The following is a 24,284-nucleotide window of genomic DNA, read 5'->3' on the forward strand; positions in this document are numbered from 1 at the left end:
GACAAGGGCTTAACGGGAAGCAAAAGGCGTTTTTCCTGAGCGGCCAAGACGTTTCTCCGCGCTGCTGATCAAGGGATTGGAAAGACCGGTCAACACCAGATAACAAAGGCCGCCGATAATATAGAAAGTGAAATACTGCCTGGTAGACCCCGCGGCCACCTGGCTGGCGCGCATCAGCTCGACGATGCCGGTTACGGACACCAGCGCCGAATCCTTCAGGCTCATTTGCCAGACGTTCGCCAGGCCCGGCAGCGAATAACGTAGCACCTGCGGCAGCAGGATCCGCCGCAGCACACAGGCTTTGGTCATCCCCATAGCGTAAGCGGCCTCCAGCTCCCCCGGCGATACCGCCATGACCGCGCCGCGATAAACTTCCCCCTGATAAGCGCCGGAAATCATGCCGATTGCCAGAGCGCCGATGAGAAACGCCGGCACTTCAATATAGCCGTCCGCGCCGAAGAACCGACCGATCACGGTCAAAAAACCCGAACCGCCGAAGTAAAAAAGATAAATAATCAGCAATTCCGGTATTCCGCGGAAAATCACCGAATAGCCGTCGCCGAAAAAACGCCACAACCGCCGGCGGGACAGCTTTGCGCCGGCCACCCAGGCGCCGAACACAGACCCCACCAGCAGCGCGGCAAAGGTCAGGCCCAGGGTGGTCAGGGCGGCCAACAGCATCATGCCGCTCCAGCCATCACTCGAAAATCCCAGCATCTCCAACATGTTCACCACCCCTATTGCTGTTGCCGTAGAACCACCCCGGCAGGGAACTATCGATTTTCGTCCCGGACCGAATCAATCCCGGCGGCGCTTTATGGCTTTGCGCCTCTGACCGAATCAATCCGGCAACGATTTATGGCTTTGCGCCCCGGACCATCATGGGATCTTTACGGCGTCACATCGGTTTTAAACCATTTTTCGCTGAGTCGTTTCACCGTTCCGTCCGCCATGGCGGTTTTAATCGCCCCATCGAACTTGGCTTTTAAATCCTGATCGCTTTTACGTATCCCCAGCGCTTCCCCCTGCCCCCAGACCGGCCCGGCGATTTTCGGGCCGTCAAAGCCTAGATCCTTGTTCTCCGGCCGGGACATGATTGACGTAAAGAAGGTCACGTCATCAAATACCGCATCGATACGCCCCGCCTGCAAATCGAGAATAGCGTCCGCCGACGCGTTATATTCCCGCACCGTGGCGATATCCTTGAAATATTGGTCGATAAACGGCGTGTATACGGTGCCGGAAGCAATACCGATGGTTTTGCCTTTCAGCGCGGCGCGTAATCCGGCAATGGCGGGATTAATGGAGGCGGGATCGTTGGTGAGCTTGATAATAGCTTTATCACCGGTGGTTTCCGGCAATATCTTGCCGCCCACCGAGACAAAGCTGGCGGCGGTGGCGGCATAGGGCACCGTAAAGTCGATAACCTTCTGACGGTCCGGAGTGATAACGATGGCATCCATCAGCACATCGAATTTACCCGCCTGCAGACCGGCTATCATGCCGTCCCAGTTTTGCACCACCAGCTTGCACTGCATCTGCATCCGTTCACAGAGTATCGTCATGAGTTCAGGTTCAAAGCCGCTCAGCTTGCCGCCGGGCAGCGTCAGGTTCCAGGGCTCGTAGCTGCCTTCGGTGGCGATGGTAACGGATTTCCACTCTTTACCCTGCGCCGGCAGGACCGCAAGAAATGCCGCCCCCAAAACGCCAGCCACTAACATACCGGTAAATCGATGATGATATTTCATAGCGCGGATTCCCCGTAAAAAGTTTGATTATGTACATGTATATACAAGACCAAGCAATTAAAGGGCCAACACCGCAGGGAAGTTTAAGAAAGATTGTACCGGCGTTTCAGCGCCGGCCAACGGGATAACGCAACGCATTGTCATGCGCGACGAGACAAGACGCCCTCATTTTGGTGCAGCGGCAAAATCCGCCGGCACCAATTTGAGGCAAAAACCCGCTAATGCAACGCTGGCGCTCAGGCCCGCCATCACAGAAGCTGAACCGGACGTGTTAAAGGGAGAGCGTGCCGATGGGGTCGAAGCGGGCGTGGTTTTACCGCCCGCCGGAGCACCCCATGGCGCGCTAGGGCCGCCATCACTGAAGCTGAACCGGGCGTGTTAAAGGGAGAGCGTACCGATGGGGTCAAAGCGGGCGTGGTTTTACCGCCCGCCGGAGCACCCCATGGCGCGCTAGGCCCGCCATCACTGAAACTGAACCAAGCCTGTTAAAGTGAGACCAGCGCATCCGGCACTTCTTTCAGCTCATCTGCCGATCGTCAACATAACGGCGCTTATCCGGCGGCGGCGGAAAATACTGGTACAGCCAGGTTTCGCTCAAGGCGGTAACACCGGTGCGCAAAAACATCCGCAGCTCCACCGGATCCGTCTTATCGCTGTCAGGGATCCAGTCAAACAGAATACGATAGCCGTCCATTGGTTCCACAAACAGTATTTCGATATTATCTATCCTGCCGGCAGAGGCATTGATAACCGGCTCAATACCCTTCGGCGCCGCCGCTTTAATGTCGCCGCCGACAAAATCGACGGCAAAACGGCGCGCCCAACTCGCCGGATAATGCTCCCCTGGCGCCCAGCCTTCCGGAAAGCCGCCCATACCGGTACGAGTCGCCATGACACGCGCCATCCCACTGACCACCGGCGGTTCGCCGCTCCAGTAGAGACGATAGCGATAGGTATACTCCCGACCCGCAACGATAGGTTCGGCCGGCTGCCAAAAACACACAATGTTATCCAGGGTCTCGCCGGTGGTGGGAATCTCCATCAGATTCACCGTACCTTTGCCCCAGTTGCCCACCGGCTCAACCCACAGGCTGGGCCGCTTATTATACCAGCCAATAACATCCTGATAATCGTTGAAATCATGATCAAGCTGCAACAGGCCGAACCCCTTGGGATTCTCATCCATATAGGCATTAAATTGCAGCTTCTGCGGGTTATTCAACGGCCGACATATCCATTCGCCGTTGCCGCGCCACATTGCCAGCCGATCGGAATCGTGGATTTGCGGATGAATGGTATCGCAGGTACGCCGTTCGTTGGTGCCGCAGCTGAACATACTGGTAATCGGAGTGATGCCCAATTGCTTGATGGCGGTACGGGGATGGATATGCTTCTCGATATCCATCACCACCCGCTCGGCCTGGCAATCGATAACAAAACGATAGGCGCCGGTGGCGCTGGGACTGTCGAGCAATGCATAGACGGTAAATACCGTATCCGCGGCTTTCGGCCGATCAAACCAGAAAGCGACAAAATCCGGAAACTCTTCCGGTTGGCCGGCATAGGTATCAATAGCCAGGCCGCGGGCCGACAGCCCGTATTGGTAGGTGCTGTCCACCGCCCTGAAATAGCTGGCGCCGAGAAAAGAGACCACATCGCGCCGGGTAAGCTCCGGGGCTTTGTTCACCTTGAAACCGGCAAACCCCAGATTATCTCGGCCTACCAGCTGCGAGGTATTCACCCCGGCATGGTGGTAATTAAACAGTTCCGGCCGAAAATGGATCTCCCTGGCCTGATGAGACGCGGGATCGACGGAATACATCCGCACCCGCCGTTTGAACCCCATGCCGACATGGAACAAATGCACATCAAGCTGGCGACCCGCTAAATCGTGCCAGAGAGAATGACTGGCATCGTATTGGATATCGTTGTAAGCCTGCGGCGTCAGCTCCGCCAGGGTTTTCGGCAGCTCCGCCGGCGGGCCGCCGAAAGGCTGGCGGGACAAATCCGCCGCCATGGATTGCAAAAGGGAGAAATCGAAAGGAGTGGCGCTGCCGTCGGCAATTTCCCCGGCGGCCAGCGCCGAACGCATAAATAACGCCGCCGAACCGGTCGTGCCGCAGTAGGCGGCCAGCGCGAGTGATGCTTTGATAAACTTTCTTCGTTCCATGCCGGAAAAGGTTCCTGTGCTGGCAATGTTTTGATCCCATGGAGCCGGTTACCGGTCGGCGGCACACTTTACAGCACAGCGGGCACGGCACTCCAGTGCGATTCGAAATTGTTCCCCAACGGCTCGGCCACAAGGCCGGGCGCCAATGGCAACCTGAAGAGTTTACTGCAATATCCGGTAACTGCAACGGATCGACTCTGCGAAACGGCATTCTCCGGGTTTTACGGCGGACACTCGATGCGGCGCTACCGACGTGGACAATTCTCCTTTATGATTAATATTCACTATTTTTTCGGGATAAAAAACGTGTCCGTTTCAGAGATAGTCATTGGCGATGCCGCCGAGGCAGAGGTAGCCGCCATACGGGATATTTACGCCTGGCATGTGATTAACGGAATCGCGTCCTTCGAGACCGAGCCGCCAGGTCTGGCGGAGATGCTGGCACGGCGCGCATCGGTGTTGGAAAAAGGCTTGCCCTGGCTGACGGCGAAACGAGACGGTCAGGTGCTGGGTTATTGCTATCTGGGCTTATACCGCACGCGCTACGCGTACCGGTTTACCGTGGAGGACTCGGTATATGTCCATCCTGATTGGGGCGGACAAGGCATAGGCTCCCTGCTGTTATCCCAGGCCATCGGACGGGCGGAACGGGGCGGCTGGCGCCAGATGCTGGCCATTATCGGCAACAGCGAAAACAGGGGGTCCATCCGGTTGCATGAGAAGCTCGGTTTCAGCCAAACCGGCATTATGACCGCGGTGGGATTCAAGCACGGCCGCTGGGTAGACACGCTATTGATGCAGCGTCCGCTGGGCGAAGGCCAAACCACCCTGCCCGAGCGCCCCACGGCGCGATAAGCCCGCGATCACCGAACGTGCAACGGGCGGGTTACAGGGAGACTGTGCCGGTGGGGTCGAAGCAGGCGTGGTTTTACCGCCTGCCCGAGCGCCCCACGGCGCGGTAAGCCCGCGATCACCGAACGTGCAACGGGCGGGTTACAGGGAGACCGTGCCGGTGGGGTCGAAGCAGGCGTGGTTTTACCGCCTGCCCGAGCGCCCCACGGCGCGATAAGCCCGCGTTCACCGAGCGTGCAACGGGCGTGTTAAAGGGAGACCGTGCCGGTGGGGTCGAAGCAGGCGTGGTTTTACCGCCTGCCCGAGCGCCCCACGGCGCGGTAAGCCCGCGATCACCGAACGTGCAACGGGCGGGTTACAGGGAGACCGTGCCGGTGGGGTCGAAGCAGGCGTGGTTTTACCGCCTGCCCGAGCGCCCCACGGCGCGATAAGCCCGCGTTCACCGAGCGTGCAACGGGCGTGTTAAAGGGAGACCGTGCCGGTGGGGTCGAAGCAGGCGTGGTTTTACCGCCTGCCCGAGCGCCCCACGGCGCGGTAAGCCCGCGATCACCGAACGTGCAACGGGCGTGTTACAGGGAGACTGTGCCGATGGGGCACGGCACAGCCTATGCCGACCCGCTGATCACCGTTCGGTTTGGTCAGGGGCCTCCACCGGCGGCGACGGCATCGGGGAGTTCTCAAAGATCATCTTCTGCGGCATTGACAGCGCGATGCCCGCCTCCCGCAGGCGTTTGAGAATCTCGAACAGCAAATCGCTTTTTACATTGGCGACAATCCGCGGGCTGTTGACAAACCCCGTCACGCTCAGCACGATTCCATTGGAGCTCAACTGGCTGAAGGTTACCGATGGCGCCGGGGCGGCCAGGATCGACTCATGATCGCGATAGGTTTCCAGCAACAGATTGCGCACCTGCTCGGGATCGATATCCAGCGGGAAGGTCAGCAGAATGGTGGCCACGCCCTGAGCATTGCCCATGGTGGCGTTACGCACATTTTGCGAGATAAACTGCGAGTTAGGCACGATTACCGTGGACCGATCCCCCAGCTGAATTTCCGTGGCCCGCACATTGATGCGCCGGATATCCCCCTCAATACCGCTGATGGTAATCAGGTCCCCCACTTTCACCGGACGTTCAATCAACAGTATCAGCCCGGAGATGAAATTCTTCACAATCTCCTGCAGGCCGAAACCGATGCCCACCGATAAGGCGCTGACTATCCAGGCCAGATTGTTCCACTGAATGCCCAGGGTCGACAATGTCAGCAGGGTAATCAGGATATACCCGATATTGCTGAACAAAATCACCAGCGAGGCCCGCATGCCGGTTTCCATCTTGGTTTTCGGCAGAAAATCCTTATCCAGCCAGCGCCGCGCCGAGCGCAGGACATAAATGCCGATGGCCAGGAATATCAGGGCGTTCATCACATGGGCCGGGACGATATTCAGCTTTTCAAGTCCCTTGCCGCCCCACATATCCACAGCCTTGTCAAACAGCGCCATCGGCGTGGTGGAACCGAAAGTACCGTTCAGCAAGGCCACCGCCGCCAGCAGAATCAGCACGGTTTTACCGATAGCCGACAAAAGGGTGGCGGCCTGTTCCAAATGCCGGTCGTCAAGGCCCAGGGAGTGTTTGATGCGCTGCCCCACTACCGTATGGGGTGAAAACAGGCTGTCACAAAGATCCACCACCAAATGGATCAGCAGATAAAGGCAGGAGAAAATCATGCCCACCCACACCAGTTCATAGGTCAAAAACCGCGCCAGGGCGATATACCCGATCAACAGCGACAGCAGTATCGCAATGGACACCACCGTGGTGCTTAAATGGATTAGGCCGGCCACCGTAGAACGGGCTTCGGGCTGTCCCCCTTCGGCCATCATCTTGCGCCGGACCCGGTTGGTGCGCAGCGCCGCCATGGCGGCGGTTAACGCCACCAGCAGCGATAATATGCCGTTACCGAAAATGGTGGTGGCCAGGCTGGTGCCCACCATGCGGTTCATTTGCTCCACCGCGCCGAAAATCAAGATGAACGCAGCCAGCGTCGGCGGCAGGGATCGCATGGCCAGCGCCACCGGGTCGGCGATGGTGGGCAAACGCCAGGTCGGACGCTGGTTGGACAAAAATGCCCGTCCCAGACCCGCGATAAGACCGGAAAACAGCGCCAGACGAAAGAGCTCATCGGCGTAATCCTGCACCTGCTGCGACACATCGGGATGGCGGATGAACAGCATATAGATCAACTGGGCTCCCACCCCTACCGACAGTACCGTGGCCAGTGCCGTGGCGCAGGCCAGGAAGCTGCGCCGCAGACGGCCCTCGGGCAAGACATTGATACTGAACCATCCCAGCGGCTTGTCCAACAGGCGGGAACCGAACGCCCAGATGAGCAAGGCCAGCGCCAAAAATATCCCGGAACCCACTCGCCATCCCGGTTCCCAGGCCGCCAGCCAGGCGTCTTGAACGTCTTGGAAAAAATCATCCAGCCGCTGCTTGTCTTCGGACTGGGTTTGAAACAAAGGCGACCAGAAACCGGGGGAAAGAATGCTGCCGGAGTTCAGCGCCATCTGGGTACGCAGGGCGTTACGGCGGATATCGACGATTTGCGCCGCCAGGGTGGCCGCGCTCTTGCTGATGGCTTTGGCATGTTCCACCTGCGCGTCCACCAGAGTCTTATGGGCGTTCAATGCGGTACGCTGCTGGGCGACGACGGCGGTTTCCGGCATTGCCCCGGCGGCCGGCGGCGGCCCGAGAATAGCGAGCTGCGCCTGGATCTGGGCCTGCTCCGGCTGCAGGGCGGTGGCCAGCGCATCGGCGTCCGCGGCCAGCTTCAAGGTGTCGTCATTCAGTTCCCGCAATTGATTATCCATGGTGGCGGCGGAGACTTTCTGCTTCATGCCGTCGAGCTGTTTTTGCAGCTTGACCAGCTCAGCGGCGGCATTGATTTTAACCGGCGCGGGCGGAGCGCCGGTGGACGTTTGATCGGCGGCCACGGCGGGAATAACAGGGGAAAGCGCCGCCGCTAAAAACGCCAGCAGCAGCCAGGCGGGAAATAGAATTCGTAAAAGTTTATACATAGAATAATTAATTCCGAAAATCAACGATATCATGGCCGCTATACCCTAAATAATTCAAGTTGCAGGAAGGCGGCAAAAGAGTGAATCCCGATGAGCTTACTCAAGTAAGTGATTCGGGTGAGCGACAAATCTGCCTGGAGCAGATTTGAACGCTGCTAGCAGCGGCCCCTAAGGGGCGAGGCTCATGGATGAGCCGAGTAACGTAGCCAACGCACCTGCAACTTGAAGTATGACGGGTATATGCCGGATAATCCCATCCTGCCCATAACCGAGCAACAATTGTTTTACCCACCAGACCTGCCGGCTAAAAACCGCCCTGCCGGAGGCAATCGGCTAATATTACACTTATTCATAAAAAACGTTACACCAACTCTACCTTTTACGTTAGAGGCTAGTTAACAGGCTCATAGTAATGGTATTCATCAATAACAAAAGAGGTTATCGTCATGGGCGATCGCCGACGATATTTTATGGGAAATTACCGGCACACGCGTTAAGACTTCTCTTGAACACGCCGACAATTGATACGTTATGACTAAACAAACAGAACTGAAAAGAATTAAACGGATGGCCCTGCTGTTATTGACCGGCGCGGCGATGATATTTATCGTAACCCTGTTTATACCGCCCGGTTTTTGGCGCGATGGACTCAAGGCGGTTGCCGAGGCATCAATGGTGGGCGCCATGGCCGACTGGTTTGCCGTCGTTGCCCTGTTCAGACGCGTGCCGATCCCGTTTATCGCCGCCCAATACCGCCATTATCCCCCGAAATAAAAATAAAATCGCCGATAACCTGGGCATCTTCATACAGGAGAAATTCCTCGATACCTCGTCCCTGGTGGAGCTTATCAGACGACAGGATCCGGCGCGGACTATTGCCGGCTGGCTGGCAGAGCCCGACAATGCCCACCGGCTGGGGCGCCAGATCCTGCAATTGATGCGCGGCTTTCTCGACTTTACCGACGATCGGCGCATCCAGGCTTTTATCCGCAGCGCCCTTGATGCCGTTATTGATAAGATCGATCTGTCCGCCTCCGTCGGCGCCATTCTGGACAGTCTGACCAAAGACGGCCGGCATCAGGATTTGCTGGACGCCGGACTGCGCCAGCTGGTTAAACTGCTGAACAAACCCTCTACCCGCGTCCTTATCGCCGATCAGATAATCCAGTGGCTTAAGCGCGAGCATCCGCTAAAAGAAAAAGTGCTGCCCACGGAATGGCTCGGTGAACACAGCGCCGTCGCCGTGGCCAACGCGGTGAATAGCTGGCTAGATGAGATCAGCCGCGACCGCGGCCATGAGCTGCGCCGGCGTTTCGACCGGCTGGCGCTGAGACTTATCCAGCGGCTCAAGAACGATCCCTCCACCGCCCGCCGGGCCGAGGAAATCAAGCACTACCTGAAAAACGATGCCGTATTGAATACTTACATAAGCGGCTTATGGGACGACATGCGCGGCTGGCTTAAAGAAGATTTGGATCGGCCGGATTCGGTATTGCATGGCAAGGTGACCGAAGCGGGGCTGTGGCTTAGCCAAACGCTGGCGCGGGATGACGGCCTGCGCTCCTCGCTGAACCAGCATCTGGAGCAGGCGGCTTTGCGCATAGCTCCCGACTTCTCGGCATTCCTTACCCGGCATATCAGCGATACGGTGAAAAGCTGGGACGCGCGGGATATGTCACGGCAAATCGAACTGAATATCGGCAAAGACCTGCAGTTTATCCGCATTAACGGCACGCTGGTGGGGGGTGTTATCGGTTTGATCCTGTATTTGCTGTCGTTCTCGCCCGCTTTGCCGGCCCTATTGCAGCTGTGGCTGCAATAGCCCTGAGAAGAGTTTCTTTTTCTTCATTTTGACAAGCATCTTTTGTTAAGAATATCTTGAACACCTTTTCGCTGCCCTTTCTTAATTAAGATGTTCAAATATGCCTTCAGTTCAATGCCATTATTAAATTTTGGCATCTCCTTCCGTATTTTTACATGGTAATTCTCATTGCGCTCAAATATGACTTACTGGAGATAATATGTTTAATAATACAGTCAGCCGATATAATGGCTATTCTAAAGATGAATGTAAACTTATTGGCCGCCATACTAATTCGCTATTTAAAATAATAATTATCATGAAACAATAAAAAGATTTATAATGACCCTAATACAGTTCTGTCCTCTTCATACTCGGTTCTAAACCCGGCCTCACCAACGCTGCATCCTATAGAAGCACCCCATGAAACCGATGAAGAAAAAACACAGGCGAGTCTTTTGTTCACCTGCGTGGCTTTATTTAAAAAACACCCGGAAAGTCTGTCCACCGCCGCGCCTGGAAAAAAAATCAACATCCAGATTGCGGATCAGTCTCTTATTATTGCCACGAAAAAAATCACTTTGCCCGGCGGCTATACTGCCTATGTTGGACTGGTGGCCGGCCGGTGGCTGGTTTCCGACGGAGTGTTATATCATATTGACGGTCTGGTCAACCCGCCCAACACCTGGCTGGATACTATCGTTTATTTGCTCGGCCACCTTACCGGGGTCGTCCTGGGATACGGCGGAACCCGACTGTTCCCGCCGTCAACCCAAGGCGCCCCCGAGCCGAGGGCGGCGATGCCAAGCCCGCCCGTAGGATTATGCAGCGGCGAATCCTTGTTATCCTCGTGGGCACGCATCACCCGGATTCCGACGCCCTTTTCGATGCTATCGCATCTGTCTGGCTTAACATGGTTTTTTCCCGTCGCTGACGGGGCGAAGGTGGAACCGCCGCCGCCGGAGGTTTTATTCCCCTGGCTTAAGATATCAGACAAATATCCCTCTTTTGCCTTAAAACGACCTCCCCGCCAAGCCGCGAATGTCACAAATTCACATCCTGCCGCCTTGCCCTTGATATCTGACCCGCCAACAAACGAAGGCAAGAATAGTCATGAAGACGCTATTTGTGAGACCAACCTGCATATTGCCAATCACTCCGCAAGGGAACTGTATCAGGCAATCAAGCAACAGTTTATCCCATTGACCAACAAAAATCTACTCGCTGGCATGGATGTCAGAACTTAACGTTTTCTCTATGATAAATTATTCGAAATTTATAATGATGGAACTTACTTAGATAACAAAACGCAGTATACCGATATGATAATGTTAAAAAATACATCGAAAAGAATATCGATAATTGTGTGAATTCCAGCAGCAAAAAAAAATTGAATGATGATATACTCCGAGACTATTTTAGTGAATACAGAACGATCGCGGATTTCTTCCCGCTCTTAAATATACAAATTGAAAGAACAATTTACGATATTAATTTTAAAATGCTTCGTGAACTGATAGATTTTAAAACGGCATTTCTTACGCCGATGCAAAAAATTTGCAGCAGCTCATCGATGAATCTCCGGCGGATAAAGCAAAATTTATAAAGAACAACTTTTATGTTGGCTATAATGCAGCAAGCCCAACATACCTATGAAAAGTTATTAATCAGCGATTCAATCCTCTGCTTGACCGGCTAATCTACTTCAATAGCAGAGAGATATTTCATGACATGTTAGATGAACGACCAATACACCTTCGGCGAATACTGTTAAAGCGGTTTTTATTATATATTCGAATACAGCAGAAATAATGGACTTAGCATTCAGGGAATTATCTTATCATCCCCGGCGAGCTTACTGAATACAGGAGTTTGTTCGACCAGACGGAAGCGCCGTTAACCGAAACGGAGATTGCCGAGCTGGTGGCGAATCAAATCGTGGATTATATTCACGGCAGCAATAAATATCATCCACACATTGACCGGCTGATCCGAGACATTGAATATTACCGCATCCACTCAACCAACAGCGTTGATAAAGAAAATTGGTCAGAGGACAACATGCGCCCTATAAAGAGACCCTGCAGTCTCTTGATAAAAGCGTAAAACAAATCTCGAACGCATGGACAATACCCTGTACCAGCAAAATCCTCAATGGATAAATGAGCTGGTTGATCAAGTAAAATATGATAAAGAGTGCATTTTATTATTGAGCTTTCTCGAAAAACTGCAAGCCTACCTCATTGAAATTGTCAGCGAACATCAGCACGAGCACATTCAGCTAGGCAGTAGAACAAATGAACAGCGACTGGCGGAGGCAAAAATTCAGGCTATGATAATGGCGTCCCTGGTGATTCATTCCAGAAAACGCGGCAGGAAATACTTACTTTATATTTCACCAGCGTTACGGCGGGTGATGTTTCCTTATTGTTGAGAGCAGCAATCTACTGGTATATTGATTATCATCGCATTCGCACTGACCAGTTGAGCGGATTGAGTGCTTTGTACATTATCAAGGAATTCCAGGCAGAAAAAGCAGATTTCATTAGACTTCGAATCACGATCCTCTGAAAATTTTAAAATCTTTGACCTGAAACCCTCGGATGAGTTTCAGTCGGCCAGGAATTTTATAATCAATTTATTCATTACAAGGACTATTCCTTGCAGCAAGAAGCCAGGCAATTTACCTATAAAATCATTTCCCGGTCGGCATTAGATTACCTGGATATGATTTACCCCCAAAGAAGTGTACACTTTTAAAATTTACTCCAGAAATTATGTTCAAAACTCACTGGCACCCAATACAGATGTCTACTTGCCAAATAATAATTTTGGCACTTTCTCTTTAATCAAAACCTATAGTCATAAGGTCATTATCGCCTCGACTCTTTTAGCGCGCCATTCATTAAAACCATTTCAATGGATCCGGATAATATATTTTTAATAATTTGATAGATGAATATAAAAACCAATTTTGACATTGATTGATCCATCGGCTTAAAATTCCTGTCACCGCTAATGATATATTGGAGCTTTTGATATACCCTATGACAGCACACAACTACGCATGTCTCCTTTAAGTCTTTTCCTGATTGAACCTGAAGAAATAATCCGAAGTATGCCAAAGCCGGATTACGTACTGGTAGCAGGTGAAGAAAAAGGGATTATCAGACGATGATTGAAATTTTAGATTATTGGAATGCCATAATGCTAAGAGAAATAGTGGATCAGCTGAAAATATCACTTCGCATTAAAAGTGGTGGCAAGAACTGCTTGCGCTGATACCTTTTATGAAATCTTATGGAAATATGTAAATGACGCTGACAATGAATTCAATGGGATAGAAGTTATATTCGATACCTTTGATCTGGCCTTTATGCTTGGACAATTAACCACCAGTGCCGCAAAAGGAACTGGGGTAATATACAAGCGATTAATTAATATCGCAAACATTGAAACCTTGCCGGTTAAGCAATTGAATAGAGCCATATCACAAAAGCTGGCTGAAGAATTACCTTATATCGCAAGAAAGAGTTCCGGGTCTATTTTCAGCAGTGTTATTGGCTATTTGAACCCGCTACCCATACATGCTATTTTTCAAAAAATAAAACATCATTTATCAGAAAATATGGCAACAGTGATTACATGGATGAGCAATTTCATTTTAAACAATATGGAACAAAAGATGACTAAATTTATTCAATGGTCTTCTGATATTGATAGGAACTTGTTGATACAAAGAGAGATGACGGAAGTTTTGTACTGGATCAAGGGCAAGGTACGACGCAAAATTTCATCGAAATAGACGAATATTTTTTCAGGTCATCTGGGATGCAGCCATAAAGACTTGGCGCGTGGTCAAACCGACAGAGGTGATGAATTTAAACTACGCTGTTCCCATGTACAAGAATGAGAAGGGTAAGTGGGCGGCCTCTTCTTTTTGGATAACGATCGTTTCTCTATAACGGCCCGTTCTGGACGTAGGACAAGATACATCAATGACGATGTTGACTTTATCCATATGGAGCCAATTCGTTCCATTACTCTTCCTATAGACCATTATAAAGATAATAAATGGATGTATATTCAAATGTTGGAACTTATGGTGAATGATTATGTTCATCATATAGAATCTTTGTTTCTCAACAACGGTGATATGAGTAAAATGTTGACCGATTTTGTCAATTGCCTGACGAGTGAAGCTAAATTTCGCGAAGTCTTCACCCATGAGACCGACAGTAATGTAAATGTTTTGCTGCTCCAGTTTATCAAAGGATTAAGTGTGGACGGCGGCGTTAACGTCGGTTACCGAATGCAGCGCTTATGGCAAAACGAGCATGACCGTTCACCGGTGGATCATTTGGTTATTATACTGAGAATTAATAAAAATGATTATATCGTTGATATGATACATCTGCGACCCTATGGGGCAGGGCTGATTATCGATCGCCAGGTTTTAATGAACCTGAGTGGGCTCATTTGACCAAAAAGCATAAGCAGTGATTTCCTTTGATAAAATACAAAGATTTCTCCAAAATAAGCACGGCTATTTCTTTCCCCTATCGTGAAGCCGGGCATCCGGGAAAATACATTAAAGGAGCAATCTTGCTGCGCGAGCCTATATGGTATAAAACCGTTGCGATAAAATATTATTATCGATATGTTAAAAAGAACCTTCCAATATTTTGGACGCAGACTCATCAATTTTATCAGCCGCACGGACCATGATCTCTTCATATAATCATCATCACCGCATGCAAACAGATTATAATCTGAATGTGACCTTTCCTTTTTTAATATTGAAGGAAGCGAAGGTTCTCGATGCACGTGATGCAAACGAGATGCAGCAAAGAGTCACGCTGGCCTTCGGCCAAAATTATCCTGCGCAATCATATATGTCTTCCATTCTGGAGCTGATTGATAGTACCGATCTGTTAAAACTAAAACCGGGCAAACTGCTGGGTCTATATTACGATGATGTTTTCCTAAGCCATTTATTAATTAGCGTCGGAGAGGGCCGCTTCGCAGGCGTAGGTAATAATTTATTCGATCCGCTGTTCGAATCCGGACCCTCGATTATCGTAGCCGAAGAAATGGGCACGTTTGACGAAGGCAAGCTTGCCATGAGAGGTACGAATGAGCAATATACCGTTTTAACGGGTAATCCCGTTAACGCTCCGGCAAATGAAACCCTGATGCTGGATAAATTAGCGCTAAAAAGTTTTGCCACGAAACCTGAGGGGGACAGAGAACCCTCCGAGGAAATTGTCTATGCCTCGAGGGAAAGAATGTTGACCCAGGACAACTGGACACTGTTCGCGTCGCCGAACAGCTCATTGCTGACGCTCAAAATGGAGGCTGTCTCTCAAAACATCTATCCAGTGGCCAGCCGGGAAATGGCGCATATTATCCGCGGCATGTTTTATGCCAACAGCCAGTTTCCCGATATCGCAGAGGTAGAATGCATCGAGTTAATCACCTTATTTGATGGTTTTGCAGCGGTATCTCTTCGGGGACAGATTTTGGCCAATGATCTGAGACTGGATGTTCAATTATGTCCTTACCTGGCCACAGACGGCATCAGGCAGCGCCAGCCCCAATGGTTTACCCGCTTTTCGCCGGCGGCACAGGAATTGGGGGATCCGTTGCATATGCCGGCAGATACACCACTGGCTAAGGAAGATTACCGCGATAACAGGAAAATAAAACATCTCGCCGATATGGTTGAAATGCTCATCACTATCAGAACATCGCTCAATAATGCACGTATCAAAAGGAATGTTGGATTGCTGCCGGCAATTTTCAGCGATCTCGCGCGTCTGGTCATTCGTGATATGAATTTTTATGAATTCATCGGACAATATCGGATGGATAAAGAGTCGGAAGAAAAACTGTATCATATCCTTAAAGAATATCAGGGTTATATTTCAGAAGGAGATGAATATTACCTGCAATGTTATTTTGACCTCCTGCTTTCCGTTGAGCGGTTCCAACAGCTGGCCGAGACCATTTATCCCATGCCGTCCCTTGCCGCCAGCGGCACGCGGCCGATATGGCCATACATTAGTTGAATGTCCATGCCAAGCGAGGCGTTCAACGCCCTCGTTTCAGGACATGGCGCCCGAACGCTCCTCAATGCCAGGGGGACGGCTTTGCCGGCACCCTGAGTCTCGTTTGCTACCAAACCAAGCCTTGCCTCTTCGTTGAAAAAAAAACATTGTCACGCTAAATAACTGCGCCTAATAGTAGATCACCGAAGGGAACTCAATCCGGTTTGAGCGATCTGATCAATCGCCAAACATCACAAATCACCAACCGGACTGAGTTATGCCGATCATAGCACCCATACCCAGAAATGAACGACGCCAGATGCAAAAAATTGTCCAGAAAACGGCAGATAAGAATCATGCCAGACGCCTTATCGCCATGTTGATGTTGCACCGGGGTGAATCGCTGACTTGCGTTGCTAAAACCCTATGTGCCGCCCGTTCTTCCGTCGGACGCTGGATTAATTGGTTCACGTTATTTGGTATTGAAGGCCTGAAAAGTCTGCCACCGGGCCGTCAAAAAAAATGGCCTGTCGACGCCATGCTGCGAATGCTCAATTTGCTTGTTCAGCGCTCCCCGCAAGATTTTGGCTATCTGCGCTCACGCTGGAGTACCGAGATGTTAACGATTGAAATTAATAAGTTATTTAACTCTACGTTGCATCCTGGCTCACTTCGCCGTTGGTTGCCAGGAGCCGGCATTGTCTGGCGCAGAGCAGCTCCGACCTTGCATATTCGGGATCCTCACAGGGAAGAAAAGCTGGCTGCAATTGATGAGGCATTGGCAAAGAACAGTGCTGAACATCCCGTGTTTTACGAGGATGAAGTTGATATCGATCTCAACCCAAAATCGGCGCGGACTGGCAGAAAAAGGTCAGCAGAAACGCATCCCTACGCCGGGTAAAATGAAAACATTACCTTGCAGGTGCGCTGCATGCTGGAACGGGCAGAGTGGATTACGTGAGTGGAACACGTAAAACTCAGGCTTGTTCATCGATATGCTATGCCAGCTGAAAAGCACGTATCGCAGCGCCAAAACGATCACCCTTATTGTCGATAATTACATCATTCACAAAAGTAAAAGACATTGAAGTGGTTGAAGAAGAATCCAAAATTTATTCTTATTTATCAGCCGATTTACTCGCCATGGGTGAACAAAATAGAGCTCTTATGGTTAGCATTACACGAAACGGTGACCCGCAATCATCACTGTAAAACAATGTGGGAGTTACTAAAAATGTCAGACAATTTATGAAAACCGCATCACCTTTCCCAGGCAACAAACCTGGACTAACAAAAGTGGAGCGGTAATAGGCGCAGTTATTTAGCGTGGATGAGCATTTTTTAAAGTAATCACCATTTTATGATCTAATAATCAGGAATATAATTAACACTATAAATAACTTGATTGTTTATACTTATTATTTAAATTATTTAAATTATTTAAATTATTTAAATTATTTAAAATCAATGTTATATGCATATGCCTTATGTATGCAACTTATCTAATACTTCACCCAAACGGCGCTTTACACCGGCGAAATGCGATTTTGCCAGGCGATACGCGGTGTTAACCACAACCTATGAACAAAGGCAGCATTGTGACATTTGAAGAATTGTTAAACTCTCTTGCTCTTGATACGCATTTAGATATTCATGATGCAACAGAAAGTGGCGGATGCACTATTCGTTTTGATCAGCATATCAATATCACGCTAGAACGTCATGATAAATGGGTTTATCTGTTCTCTCCCGTCATGCCGATACTTCATTCCCTGCCTGAGGATTTTTCTCATCATTACTGCAAATCCATCTTTTTGGCCTTGCAACACATCATTGCTGGTTCGGCTATGACGCGGGGGGACAACGGGTTTTATTATTCTACCCACTGGATCTTGAGTCGAGCACTTCGGAAAACGCCATGGACCGTATTGAAACATTTGTAGACCAAGTACAGTATTGGCAAGAAAATCTTCCCAATATCGCCAGCGCATTAAAACCTCCTCAGGAAACGCGGATGGCGGCGGAACGTTTTAAAAGGAAATGGTAGATGAAAACTGTATCTATCCCGCTTTCGGCATGCGAATCGCTGTGTATTCGGCCATCGATAAACGCAATACTCTTAATAGCCTGGTCAACCGCATATCTGGCGGCTCTGTCAATAGAGACACTCTGGCAAAAAATAGTTTCGGATATGATTACGTTGGGGCAAGGCGTGGTCGTTAATAATGAACTATTAGGAAAGCGTAGCGCCGAAATTGTTAATTTGGGTCGTAGCATCATTTTGATAACACCCTTCAGCAGGTGGAAACAGGCGTCGCGCCCCTGATTAACCTAATATTGCAATCTAAAGGACACTCTGTATTCGCTCGACGGGTGGCATCGGATATTATCTCATTCCTTGGCCCTTCTTTGCTGCAAGACCATGCATTGGAAAAGTCTTGGCGGCGTTGGCAAAACAAGAGGGAGGAGAAAATGTCCTTAAACTCGCTCTGGATAACGTTCTCTCGGGTTTTACCGGAGGAAGATACTCTCTTCTCCGCTCATGTCTGCCCTGAAACGCGCCATTTTGGATAATACTGAATTTCAAGAAACATCTTACCTGCATAATATGGCGGCCTGGAAACTGCATCAGTTCCTTGCGCCCGATTCCACGTTATTGCCCAATCCTCCCCTGGGATTGATAATCGCCGAAACGACCTTCAAGACCGGTATTTTTGTTGCTACCGAGGTCTGTCGGCAATTGGATAATCTGCAAAAAGCGTTGAACATTGCACCGGGAACGCAAAAAGCCACCGATCTATTCACCGAATGTTGGCCGAGTGATTTGGCGGTAGCCGAAACTATCACGGCCAAGAATTTTGCCAATATTGTTATTGCGGCCAAAGCGACAAAACAGGAAAACATTCTTGACGCTAATCTTGCCGCGTTACCGGACGGCGTTCGCACTTCGTTACAACAGCAATGCAAAGAACTCAGGGGGTTTTTGGCCCGATTGCCGTCGGCGGAAATCAAGGTCGCACAAAATTGGTCTGGCGGCCTGGAGTTCATAATCCTGGACCATTCGAGTCTCCACTCGCCCTCCGTTGATTTAATGAAATATTGTGAGGGACTCAAGGTTCCGGTTCATATGCCGGCAGAACATGAGGGGACCATGTTTGATGGAACCTTCCTGGATTCTTTCAAGTCAGGCATCGATCTCAACATCAATGATAACCAGCAGGATTATAGTCTATGGATCAGGGATCTTGGCGCTAGAACGCTTTATTCGGCCAAAAGTTATTTCAAGCATCAGGGCGAGCTCACGGAGCATCAGCGGCAACAATTACATAAGCTGTCGTTGATGGTTGATGGCAATCCCATGAGTATGTTGGCAATAACCCGATATTTAATCCCGGACAGCATTGCCGATTCACTGGAAAATCGGCTATTGGATCAGTTCGAGCGCCAACGACCCGATCTTGTTTATGCCGATAATTTATGGATGAAAATAGGCAAGCCGAAGGTGAGCTTTAGCGTCAATAAGGATAGTGCGGTCAATATAGACGCTACGCTTACCTGGCCGATATCGCGTTACGGCCGGACCACAGCGGTGCTGCAACCGGTCGGGGAAAATGCGGGAAGTATTTCATCCACCGTTCACATCCGTCTGTTGTGCAATGAAAAAGGTCTTGAAAATCAAACTATAACTATTAAAGATACCCGTATTGATTTAAAAGACAAATGGACAGTCGACGCTTCGCCTAACCTCACCCTGACCACCGGCCATAACTCCATGCCGATAGATTTGCAGGAGAGTTCTGCTTAAATCTTGCAACCAGCTCCTGCTGCGATGCCGTTCAAAAAAGAGCGGCATCAGACAATAGCCGGACCGGCGATTATTCACTTATGTGCGGTGTAAGCAGGTCTTCCAGTCCGATACGCCGGAACAGTTCGGTGCGTACCCGGTCCGCCACGCCGTTGACCACTTCACAACCATCCTGTGAAGGGTCGATATGGCTGCGGAAAGGTCTCGTGCCAAACGGCATATCCACCACGCTGACAATGGCTTTCGCCACCTCGGCAACATCGGCATCGGCCGGTTCCAGGGCTGAAAGCCCCTTCAGGCTTTGTTCCGCCAATCCGGCATAGGGCCCCTGGTGATACTCCTCGGCGCGGGCCCGGTCGGCCGGCGATCCTGAGTGAGCGAAATGATTCGTACCCTTGGTGAAGGCCCCCGGTACGATGATAGTGGTTTCAATGCCCCAGCGGCTCAACTCTGAAGCGTAGGAAACGGCCAGTGAATCCATGGCCGCCTTGGCGGCAAAGTACGGCGCAAGATAGGGGGGCGTGCCGCCGCGGGCGCTGCTGGAGGAGATCCAGACCACCAGGCCTCGTCCCTGTTTGCGCAGTTGCGGCAGAGCGGCGCGGTTAACCCGCTGAGTGCTGAGTACATTGATATCAAACAACTGGGCATACTGTTCCGGGGTAAACGCTTCCGCCGGGCCGAAGGACATATGACCGGCATTATGGATAACCACATCCAACCGTCCGCAGTCATCGATGATGCGGGTTATGCCGGCCTCAACCGAATCGTCGGAAGCGACATCCAGTTCCACCGCCCGCAAATCCACCTTATTCTCGGCAGCGTAACGTTTAACATCAGCTACCTGCGGGGCGTTACGCCCGGTTGTTTCACGCATACCGGCGTAAACGGTATGTCCGGCGTCCGCCAGGGCGCGTGCGGTGAGGGCGCCGAAACCGCTGGAAGCGCCGGTAATAACGATGACTTGGTTCATGATGTAACCTCGCAGATGAATATCAGAATATTGTCTGAAAACTTAAATCAAACCGCCATTGGCACGTAATACCTGGCCGTTGATCCAACTGCCGTCGGGCCCGGCCAGGAAGGCCACCACGGCGGCGATATCTTCCGGCGTACCCAATCTTTCCAGCGGCGCCATTTTGGCCATGCGATCGATCACTTCCTGGGGCTTGCCTTGCAAAAACAGGTCGGTACCGGTGGGTCCGGGCGCCACGGCGTTAACATTGATTGAGCGGCCGCGCAGCTCTTTGGCCAGGATGGCGGTCAGGGTTTCCACCGCCGCTTTGGTGGCGGCATAAACGCCGTAGGTTTCCAGCCGCAGACCCACCACGCTGGTGGAGAAGTTGACAATGCTGCCGCCGTTGCGCAGACGCCGGGCCGCTTCACGCATGCCGTTAAAAGTGCCCTTGAGATTAATGGCCATCTGGCGGTCGAAGAGGTCGTCGCTGCTGTCGGCCAGGCTGCTCAGATTCATGATGCCGGCATTGTTCACCAGCACATCCACGCCGCCAAAAGCCTCGTCCGCCCGGTCAAACAGCTTGGTAAAGGTTGCCGGGTCGCTGACGTCCCCTTGAGCGCTCAGGGCGCGGCCGCCGGCCTGTTCAATACGGCTAACCAGCGCATCCGCTTCCCCTTGCTGACGGGCGTAATTGATGATGACGACGTGACCGTCGCGGGCCAGCCGTTGCGCGACCGCGGCGCCGATGCCTCTTGATGCGCCGGTGATAATGGCTACCCGTTGCGTTGATTGATTCATGTTGTTCTCCTGCCTATGTTAGCGGCCGCACACCCATTGTGGGCCGGTAGAGACAGTATGGACCTTTTTATTAGCCGCATAATTGCCTATTATTCGTCATTACCATGCGAAAATAGCGAACAATACCTTGGATAGATATGATGCGATGAAAATCTTTACGCGGGTGGTGGAACAGCGCAGTTTTACCCTGGCGGCGCAGGATCTGGGGGTTCCCCGCTCCACCGCCACCGATGCGGTAAAACTGCTGGAAGCCCGGCTTAAGGTGCGTTTGCTGCACCGCACCACGCGCCACGTCAACCCGACTCTAGATGGTGAAGCCTATTATCAGCGCTGCCTGATGATCCTGGCGGCGGTGGAGGATGCGGAGACCGCCTTTGCCGGCGCCAAGCCCAAGGGCTTGTTGCGGGTAGACGTACACGGCACACTGTCCCGTCATTTTTTATTGCCGGGGCTGCCGGCTTTTTTGCAGCAGTATCCGGATATCGAATTTTTCATGAGCGAAGGGGACCGGCTGGTGGATTTGGTGCGTGAAGGGATAGACTGCGTACTGCGGGTGGGTAAGCTCAAAGACAGCGACATGGTGGCGCGACGGTTGGGAGAATTGGCGGAAATCACCTGCGCCGCGCCGGAATATGTAAAACGCTATGGCCTTCCGGCCTCGCCGACGGATTTGGAGGGGCATCACATGGTGGGTTTCCGCTCTTCGGCCACCGGCGCGCTGATGCCGCTGGAGTTCAGCGCCGAAGGCGTATCCCGGCCCTACCTGCTGCCCGCCGCGGTATCCGTCACCGGCGCGGAGAGCATGGTCACGGCGGCACGGCTGGGATTGGGCATTATCCAGGTCCCCCGCTACCATGTCAGCGACGATTTGGCCCGCGGTACTCTGGTGCCTTTACTGACGGACTTTACTTCATCATCCATACCGGTGTCGGTGCTTTACCCCCGCAACCGCCAGCTCTCCCCCCGGGTGCGGGTGTTTATCGACTGGATAGGACAAGAATTCGCCAGACGCAATAGCTGAGCCTCGGCCTCAATGAAAGGCGGCTATACCGCCTCAGTCCTCCTCAATCCATATCCGCATTTCGCCTTCGCCGCGGTTGGCCCAACAGAAATAGGGGATAAACAGCAGTTGCCGCGACCGTCTCCGGGGAGGCTCGCCGTCATAGCGATAGAGCGGCTGTTGTCCGGCATCGGTATCTTGCACGCTATCCCCCGTGGCCTGTATCACTGTTTTCCCCGCCAATACACCCTCGCCGGGCACCAGGGAAAAATCGCTGCCGGCGGCCAAACGCAGCTGATGTAAATTGGCGCCGTTATCGACTTGTTCAAGGCAGTATACCAACGGTCCTCGTTGCAAGGCGACTTTGCCCAGGTTCTGGCGCACCAGGGGATTGCTTCTGACCCGGCGCACCGGCATGGGCAACGTCAGCCGGATACTGTCTCCTTCCGACCAGGTCCGGGTGAAATAGGCATATCCCTGGCGGGAGCGAATCTCAACCGGCTCGCCGTTCAAGACCGCCACAGGCGCCGGACACCAGCCCGGTAAACGCAGCGCCAGGCTGTACTGCGCCGAGGATCGGCTGGTCACTGTCAAATCCACGGTGTCGTCCCAGGGATAATTACCGGTTTGCCGCAGCGTCAGAGAGCCGCCCCCCGCCGGCACCGTCACTTCGCTGCCGATGTAGAGATTAACGAACAGGGTATCCTCGGTTTGGGTGTAAATATAATTGCCCAGCGAACCCAGTAGCCGGGCAATATTGGGCGGGCAGCAGGCACAGCCGAACCACTGCTGGCGTTCCGGTTTCACATGATCGTAAATATGGTTGCACTTAATGGCGGCCGGATGGACCTCCAGCGGGTTGACATAAAAAAAATGCTTGCCGTCAAGGGCCATTCCCGCCAGCACGGTGTTATACAGCGCCCGCTCCATCACATCCGCATACTGGCCGTCGGCCTCCATTTGCAGCATGCGCCGGGCGAACATCATCAGGCCGATGGAGGCGCAGCTTTCGGTGTAGGCGGTATCGTTGGGCAGATCATAATCAGAGGTAAAAGCCTCACCGTGGCTTTGAGCGCCGATAGCGCCGGTTATGTACATCTGGCGCCGGGTCATATTGTCCCATAAACGACGGCAGGCAAGGCGCTTCTCTTCATCCCCGCCGATGCGTGCCAGATGGGCGACGCCGGCCAGGAGATAGACAAACCTTACCGCATGGCCCACCGCCGTCTCCTGCAGCGCAATGGGTTTATGCGCCTGGCTATAGGCCTTGTCCTTCACCATCCAGGCGGTGCCGTAATTTTGCCAGTAGGATGTGCGGCCGCGACGTTCATATTCCAGATCGTAGAAATGGGGCTCGGTACCGCGCTGTTCGATAAAATAACGCGCCAGGGCGAGATAACGGGTATTGGCGGTGGCGTCATACAATTCCATCAGCGCCAACTCGATTTCCGGATGGCCAGGATAGCCGTGCAGCTGTTGCGGCCCGGGGCCGAACACACGATTGATATGATCGGCCAGACAGCAGACCACATTCAGCAAACGAGTCTTACCGGTGGCGCGATAATAAGCGACGCCGGCCTCAATCATATGTCCGGCGCAATAGAGCTCGTGGCATTCCGCCAGGTTGGTCCAGCGCTGTTCCGGCGCTTTAACGGTGAAGTAGGTGTTCAGATAGCCGTCGGGCTGCTGCGCGGCGGCTATCAGCTCAATGGTTTCATCAGCGGTGCGTTCCAGTTGGGCATCCGGCTGACGGCAGAGCATCCAGGCCACCGCCTCCAGCCATTTCGCCACGTCGCTGTCCTGGAATACCATACCGTAAAACTCTCCCTGACTGCGTCCGGCCGCAATGCGAAAATTTTCAATCGCATGGCTGGGCTCCGCGTCGGCGACGCGATCGTTCAACGCTTCCCACTGGTACGGCAACACCACATCCCTGACCAGTCGCTGATAACCCAGCCAAAAGGGGTCCGTCAGTTGGATGTGATGCAGGTCGATTTCGGATGTTTTTTTCATCTTTATTTCCTTATCC

At 52.1% G+C, this 24,284-nt stretch carries 16 protein-coding genes and 2 pseudogenes; 11 read left to right on the plus strand and 7 right to left on the minus strand.

From position 1 onward, the window contains the following. Positions 1 to 9: 9 nt before the first annotated feature. The 3 genes from GTU79_RS25915 to GTU79_RS25925 all read right to left on the minus strand — a co-directional run bounded on the left by GTU79_RS25915 (position 10) and on the right by GTU79_RS25925 (position 3,918). Positions 10 to 726: an ABC transporter permease gene (locus GTU79_RS25915; RefSeq protein WP_132925152.1), complete on the minus strand. Its 717-nt coding sequence runs from the start codon at positions 724 to 726 to the stop codon at positions 10 to 12. A gap of 164 nt (positions 727 to 890) precedes the next feature. Continuing rightward, positions 891 to 1,721, minus strand: coding sequence for a transporter substrate-binding domain-containing protein (locus GTU79_RS25920; protein WP_243701608.1), 831 nt, complete (start codon positions 1,719 to 1,721; stop codon positions 891 to 893). A gap of 544 nt (positions 1,722 to 2,265) precedes the next feature. Then, the gene (locus GTU79_RS25925; protein WP_203520795.1) at positions 2,266 to 3,918 is read right to left on the minus strand and encodes a glucan biosynthesis protein D; all 1,653 of its coding nucleotides are present in this window, start codon (positions 3,916 to 3,918) and stop codon (positions 2,266 to 2,268) included. Between the two features lie 306 nt (positions 3,919 to 4,224). On the opposite strand from GTU79_RS25925, the gene GTU79_RS25930 reads away from it, so the two are divergent. Continuing rightward, the gene (locus GTU79_RS25930) at positions 4,225 to 4,773 is read left to right on the plus strand and encodes a GNAT family N-acetyltransferase (RefSeq protein ID WP_338091444.1); all 549 of its coding nucleotides are present in this window, start codon (positions 4,225 to 4,227) and stop codon (positions 4,771 to 4,773) included. 619 nt (positions 4,774 to 5,392) lie between these two features. On the opposite strand, the gene GTU79_RS25935 is transcribed toward GTU79_RS25930, so the two are convergent. Next, the gene (locus GTU79_RS25935) at positions 5,393 to 7,846 is read right to left on the minus strand and encodes a DUF3772 domain-containing protein (protein ID WP_203520791.1); all 2,454 of its coding nucleotides are present in this window, start codon (positions 7,844 to 7,846) and stop codon (positions 5,393 to 5,395) included. A 531-nt stretch (positions 7,847 to 8,377) separates the two neighbouring features. On the opposite strand from GTU79_RS25935, the pseudogene GTU79_RS25940 reads away from it, so the two are divergent. The 9 genes and pseudogenes from GTU79_RS25940 (at position 8,378) to GTU79_RS25980 (ending at position 19,502) form a co-directional block, all read left to right on the plus strand. After that, positions 8,378 to 9,668, plus strand: a pseudogene (locus tag GTU79_RS25940) (DUF445 domain-containing protein). A gap of 437 nt (positions 9,669 to 10,105) precedes the next feature. After that, entirely contained in the window at positions 10,106 to 10,894 is a 789-nt protein-coding gene (locus GTU79_RS25945; protein ID WP_214513509.1) for a hypothetical protein, read from the plus strand. Between the two features lie 875 nt (positions 10,895 to 11,769). After that, positions 11,770 to 12,081: a hypothetical protein gene (locus GTU79_RS25950; RefSeq protein WP_214513510.1), complete on the plus strand. Its 312-nt coding sequence runs from the start codon at positions 11,770 to 11,772 to the stop codon at positions 12,079 to 12,081. Between the two features lie 822 nt (positions 12,082 to 12,903). Further along, positions 12,904 to 13,452: a hypothetical protein gene (locus GTU79_RS25955; protein ID WP_214513511.1), complete on the plus strand. Its 549-nt coding sequence runs from the start codon at positions 12,904 to 12,906 to the stop codon at positions 13,450 to 13,452. Positions 13,453 to 13,569: 117 nt separating this feature from the next. Next, positions 13,570 to 14,130, plus strand: coding sequence for a hypothetical protein (locus GTU79_RS25960; RefSeq protein WP_214513512.1), 561 nt, complete (start codon positions 13,570 to 13,572; stop codon positions 14,128 to 14,130). 271 nt (positions 14,131 to 14,401) lie between these two features. Next, positions 14,402 to 15,718, plus strand: coding sequence for a hypothetical protein (locus GTU79_RS25965; RefSeq protein WP_214513513.1), 1,317 nt, complete (start codon positions 14,402 to 14,404; stop codon positions 15,716 to 15,718). Between the two features lie 256 nt (positions 15,719 to 15,974). Beyond that, positions 15,975 to 17,005, plus strand: a pseudogene (locus GTU79_RS25970) (IS630 family transposase). Between the two features lie 496 nt (positions 17,006 to 17,501). Beyond that, positions 17,502 to 17,744, plus strand: coding sequence for a type III secretion system chaperone (locus GTU79_RS31680; protein WP_420854205.1), 243 nt, complete (start codon positions 17,502 to 17,504; stop codon positions 17,742 to 17,744). Positions 17,745 to 18,263: 519 nt separating this feature from the next. Next, the gene (locus GTU79_RS25980) at positions 18,264 to 19,502 is read left to right on the plus strand and encodes a hypothetical protein (protein ID WP_214513514.1); all 1,239 of its coding nucleotides are present in this window, start codon (positions 18,264 to 18,266) and stop codon (positions 19,500 to 19,502) included. A 70-nt stretch (positions 19,503 to 19,572) separates the two neighbouring features. On the opposite strand, the gene GTU79_RS25985 is transcribed toward GTU79_RS25980, so the two are convergent. Continuing rightward, positions 19,573 to 20,472: an SDR family oxidoreductase gene (locus tag GTU79_RS25985; RefSeq protein ID WP_203520771.1), complete on the minus strand. Its 900-nt coding sequence runs from the start codon at positions 20,470 to 20,472 to the stop codon at positions 19,573 to 19,575. 42 nt (positions 20,473 to 20,514) lie between these two features. Beyond that, complete coding sequence (locus GTU79_RS25990) at positions 20,515 to 21,255, minus strand: SDR family oxidoreductase (RefSeq protein WP_132925130.1); 741 nt, start codon at positions 21,253 to 21,255, stop codon at positions 20,515 to 20,517. Positions 21,256 to 21,382: 127 nt separating this feature from the next. Between GTU79_RS25990 and GTU79_RS25995 the strand changes: the two genes are divergently transcribed. After that, the gene (locus GTU79_RS25995; protein WP_203520769.1) at positions 21,383 to 22,276 is read left to right on the plus strand and encodes a LysR family transcriptional regulator; all 894 of its coding nucleotides are present in this window, start codon (positions 21,383 to 21,385) and stop codon (positions 22,274 to 22,276) included. 33 nt (positions 22,277 to 22,309) lie between these two features. Here GTU79_RS25995 and GTU79_RS26000 read toward each other — a convergent pair whose 3' ends face one another. Next, positions 22,310 to 24,268 (minus strand): glycoside hydrolase family 127 protein, encoded by a 1,959-nt coding sequence (locus GTU79_RS26000; protein ID WP_203520767.1) that lies wholly within the window; start codon positions 24,266 to 24,268, stop codon positions 22,310 to 22,312. Positions 24,269 to 24,284 lie beyond the last annotated feature (16 nt).

Origin of the sequence: Sodalis ligni (assembly GCF_016865525.2) — a bacterium.
Lineage (GTDB): Bacteria > Pseudomonadota > Gammaproteobacteria > Enterobacterales > Enterobacteriaceae > Acerihabitans > Acerihabitans ligni.

Bases quoted from the DNA above. Each gene is read 5' to 3' on its own strand.
- GTU79_RS25915 (WP_132925152.1), bottom strand. From the start codon at position 726: ATGTTGGAGATGCTGGGATTTTCGAGTGATGGCTGGAGCGGCATGATG.
- GTU79_RS25920 (WP_243701608.1), bottom strand. From the start codon at position 1,721: ATGTTAGTGGCTGGCGTTTTGGGGGCGGCATTTCTTGCGGTCCTGCCG.
- GTU79_RS25925 (WP_203520795.1), bottom strand. From the start codon at position 3,918: ATGGAACGAAGAAAGTTTATCAAAGCATCACTCGCGCTGGCCGCCTAC.
- GTU79_RS25935 (WP_203520791.1), bottom strand. From the start codon at position 7,846: ATGTATAAACTTTTACGAATTCTATTTCCCGCCTGGCTGCTGCTGGCG.
- GTU79_RS25950 (WP_214513510.1), top strand. From the start codon at position 11,770: ATGGACAATACCCTGTACCAGCAAAATCCTCAATGGATAAATGAGCTG.
- GTU79_RS25965 (WP_214513513.1), top strand. From the start codon at position 14,402: ATGCAAACAGATTATAATCTGAATGTGACCTTTCCTTTTTTAATATTG.
- GTU79_RS25985 (WP_203520771.1), bottom strand. From the start codon at position 20,472: ATGAACCAAGTCATCGTTATTACCGGCGCTTCCAGCGGTTTCGGCGCC.
- GTU79_RS25990 (WP_132925130.1), bottom strand. From the start codon at position 21,255: ATGAATCAATCAACGCAACGGGTAGCCATTATCACCGGCGCATCAAGA.
- GTU79_RS26000 (WP_203520767.1), bottom strand. From the start codon at position 24,268: ATGAAAAAAACATCCGAAATCGACCTGCATCACATCCAACTGACGGAC.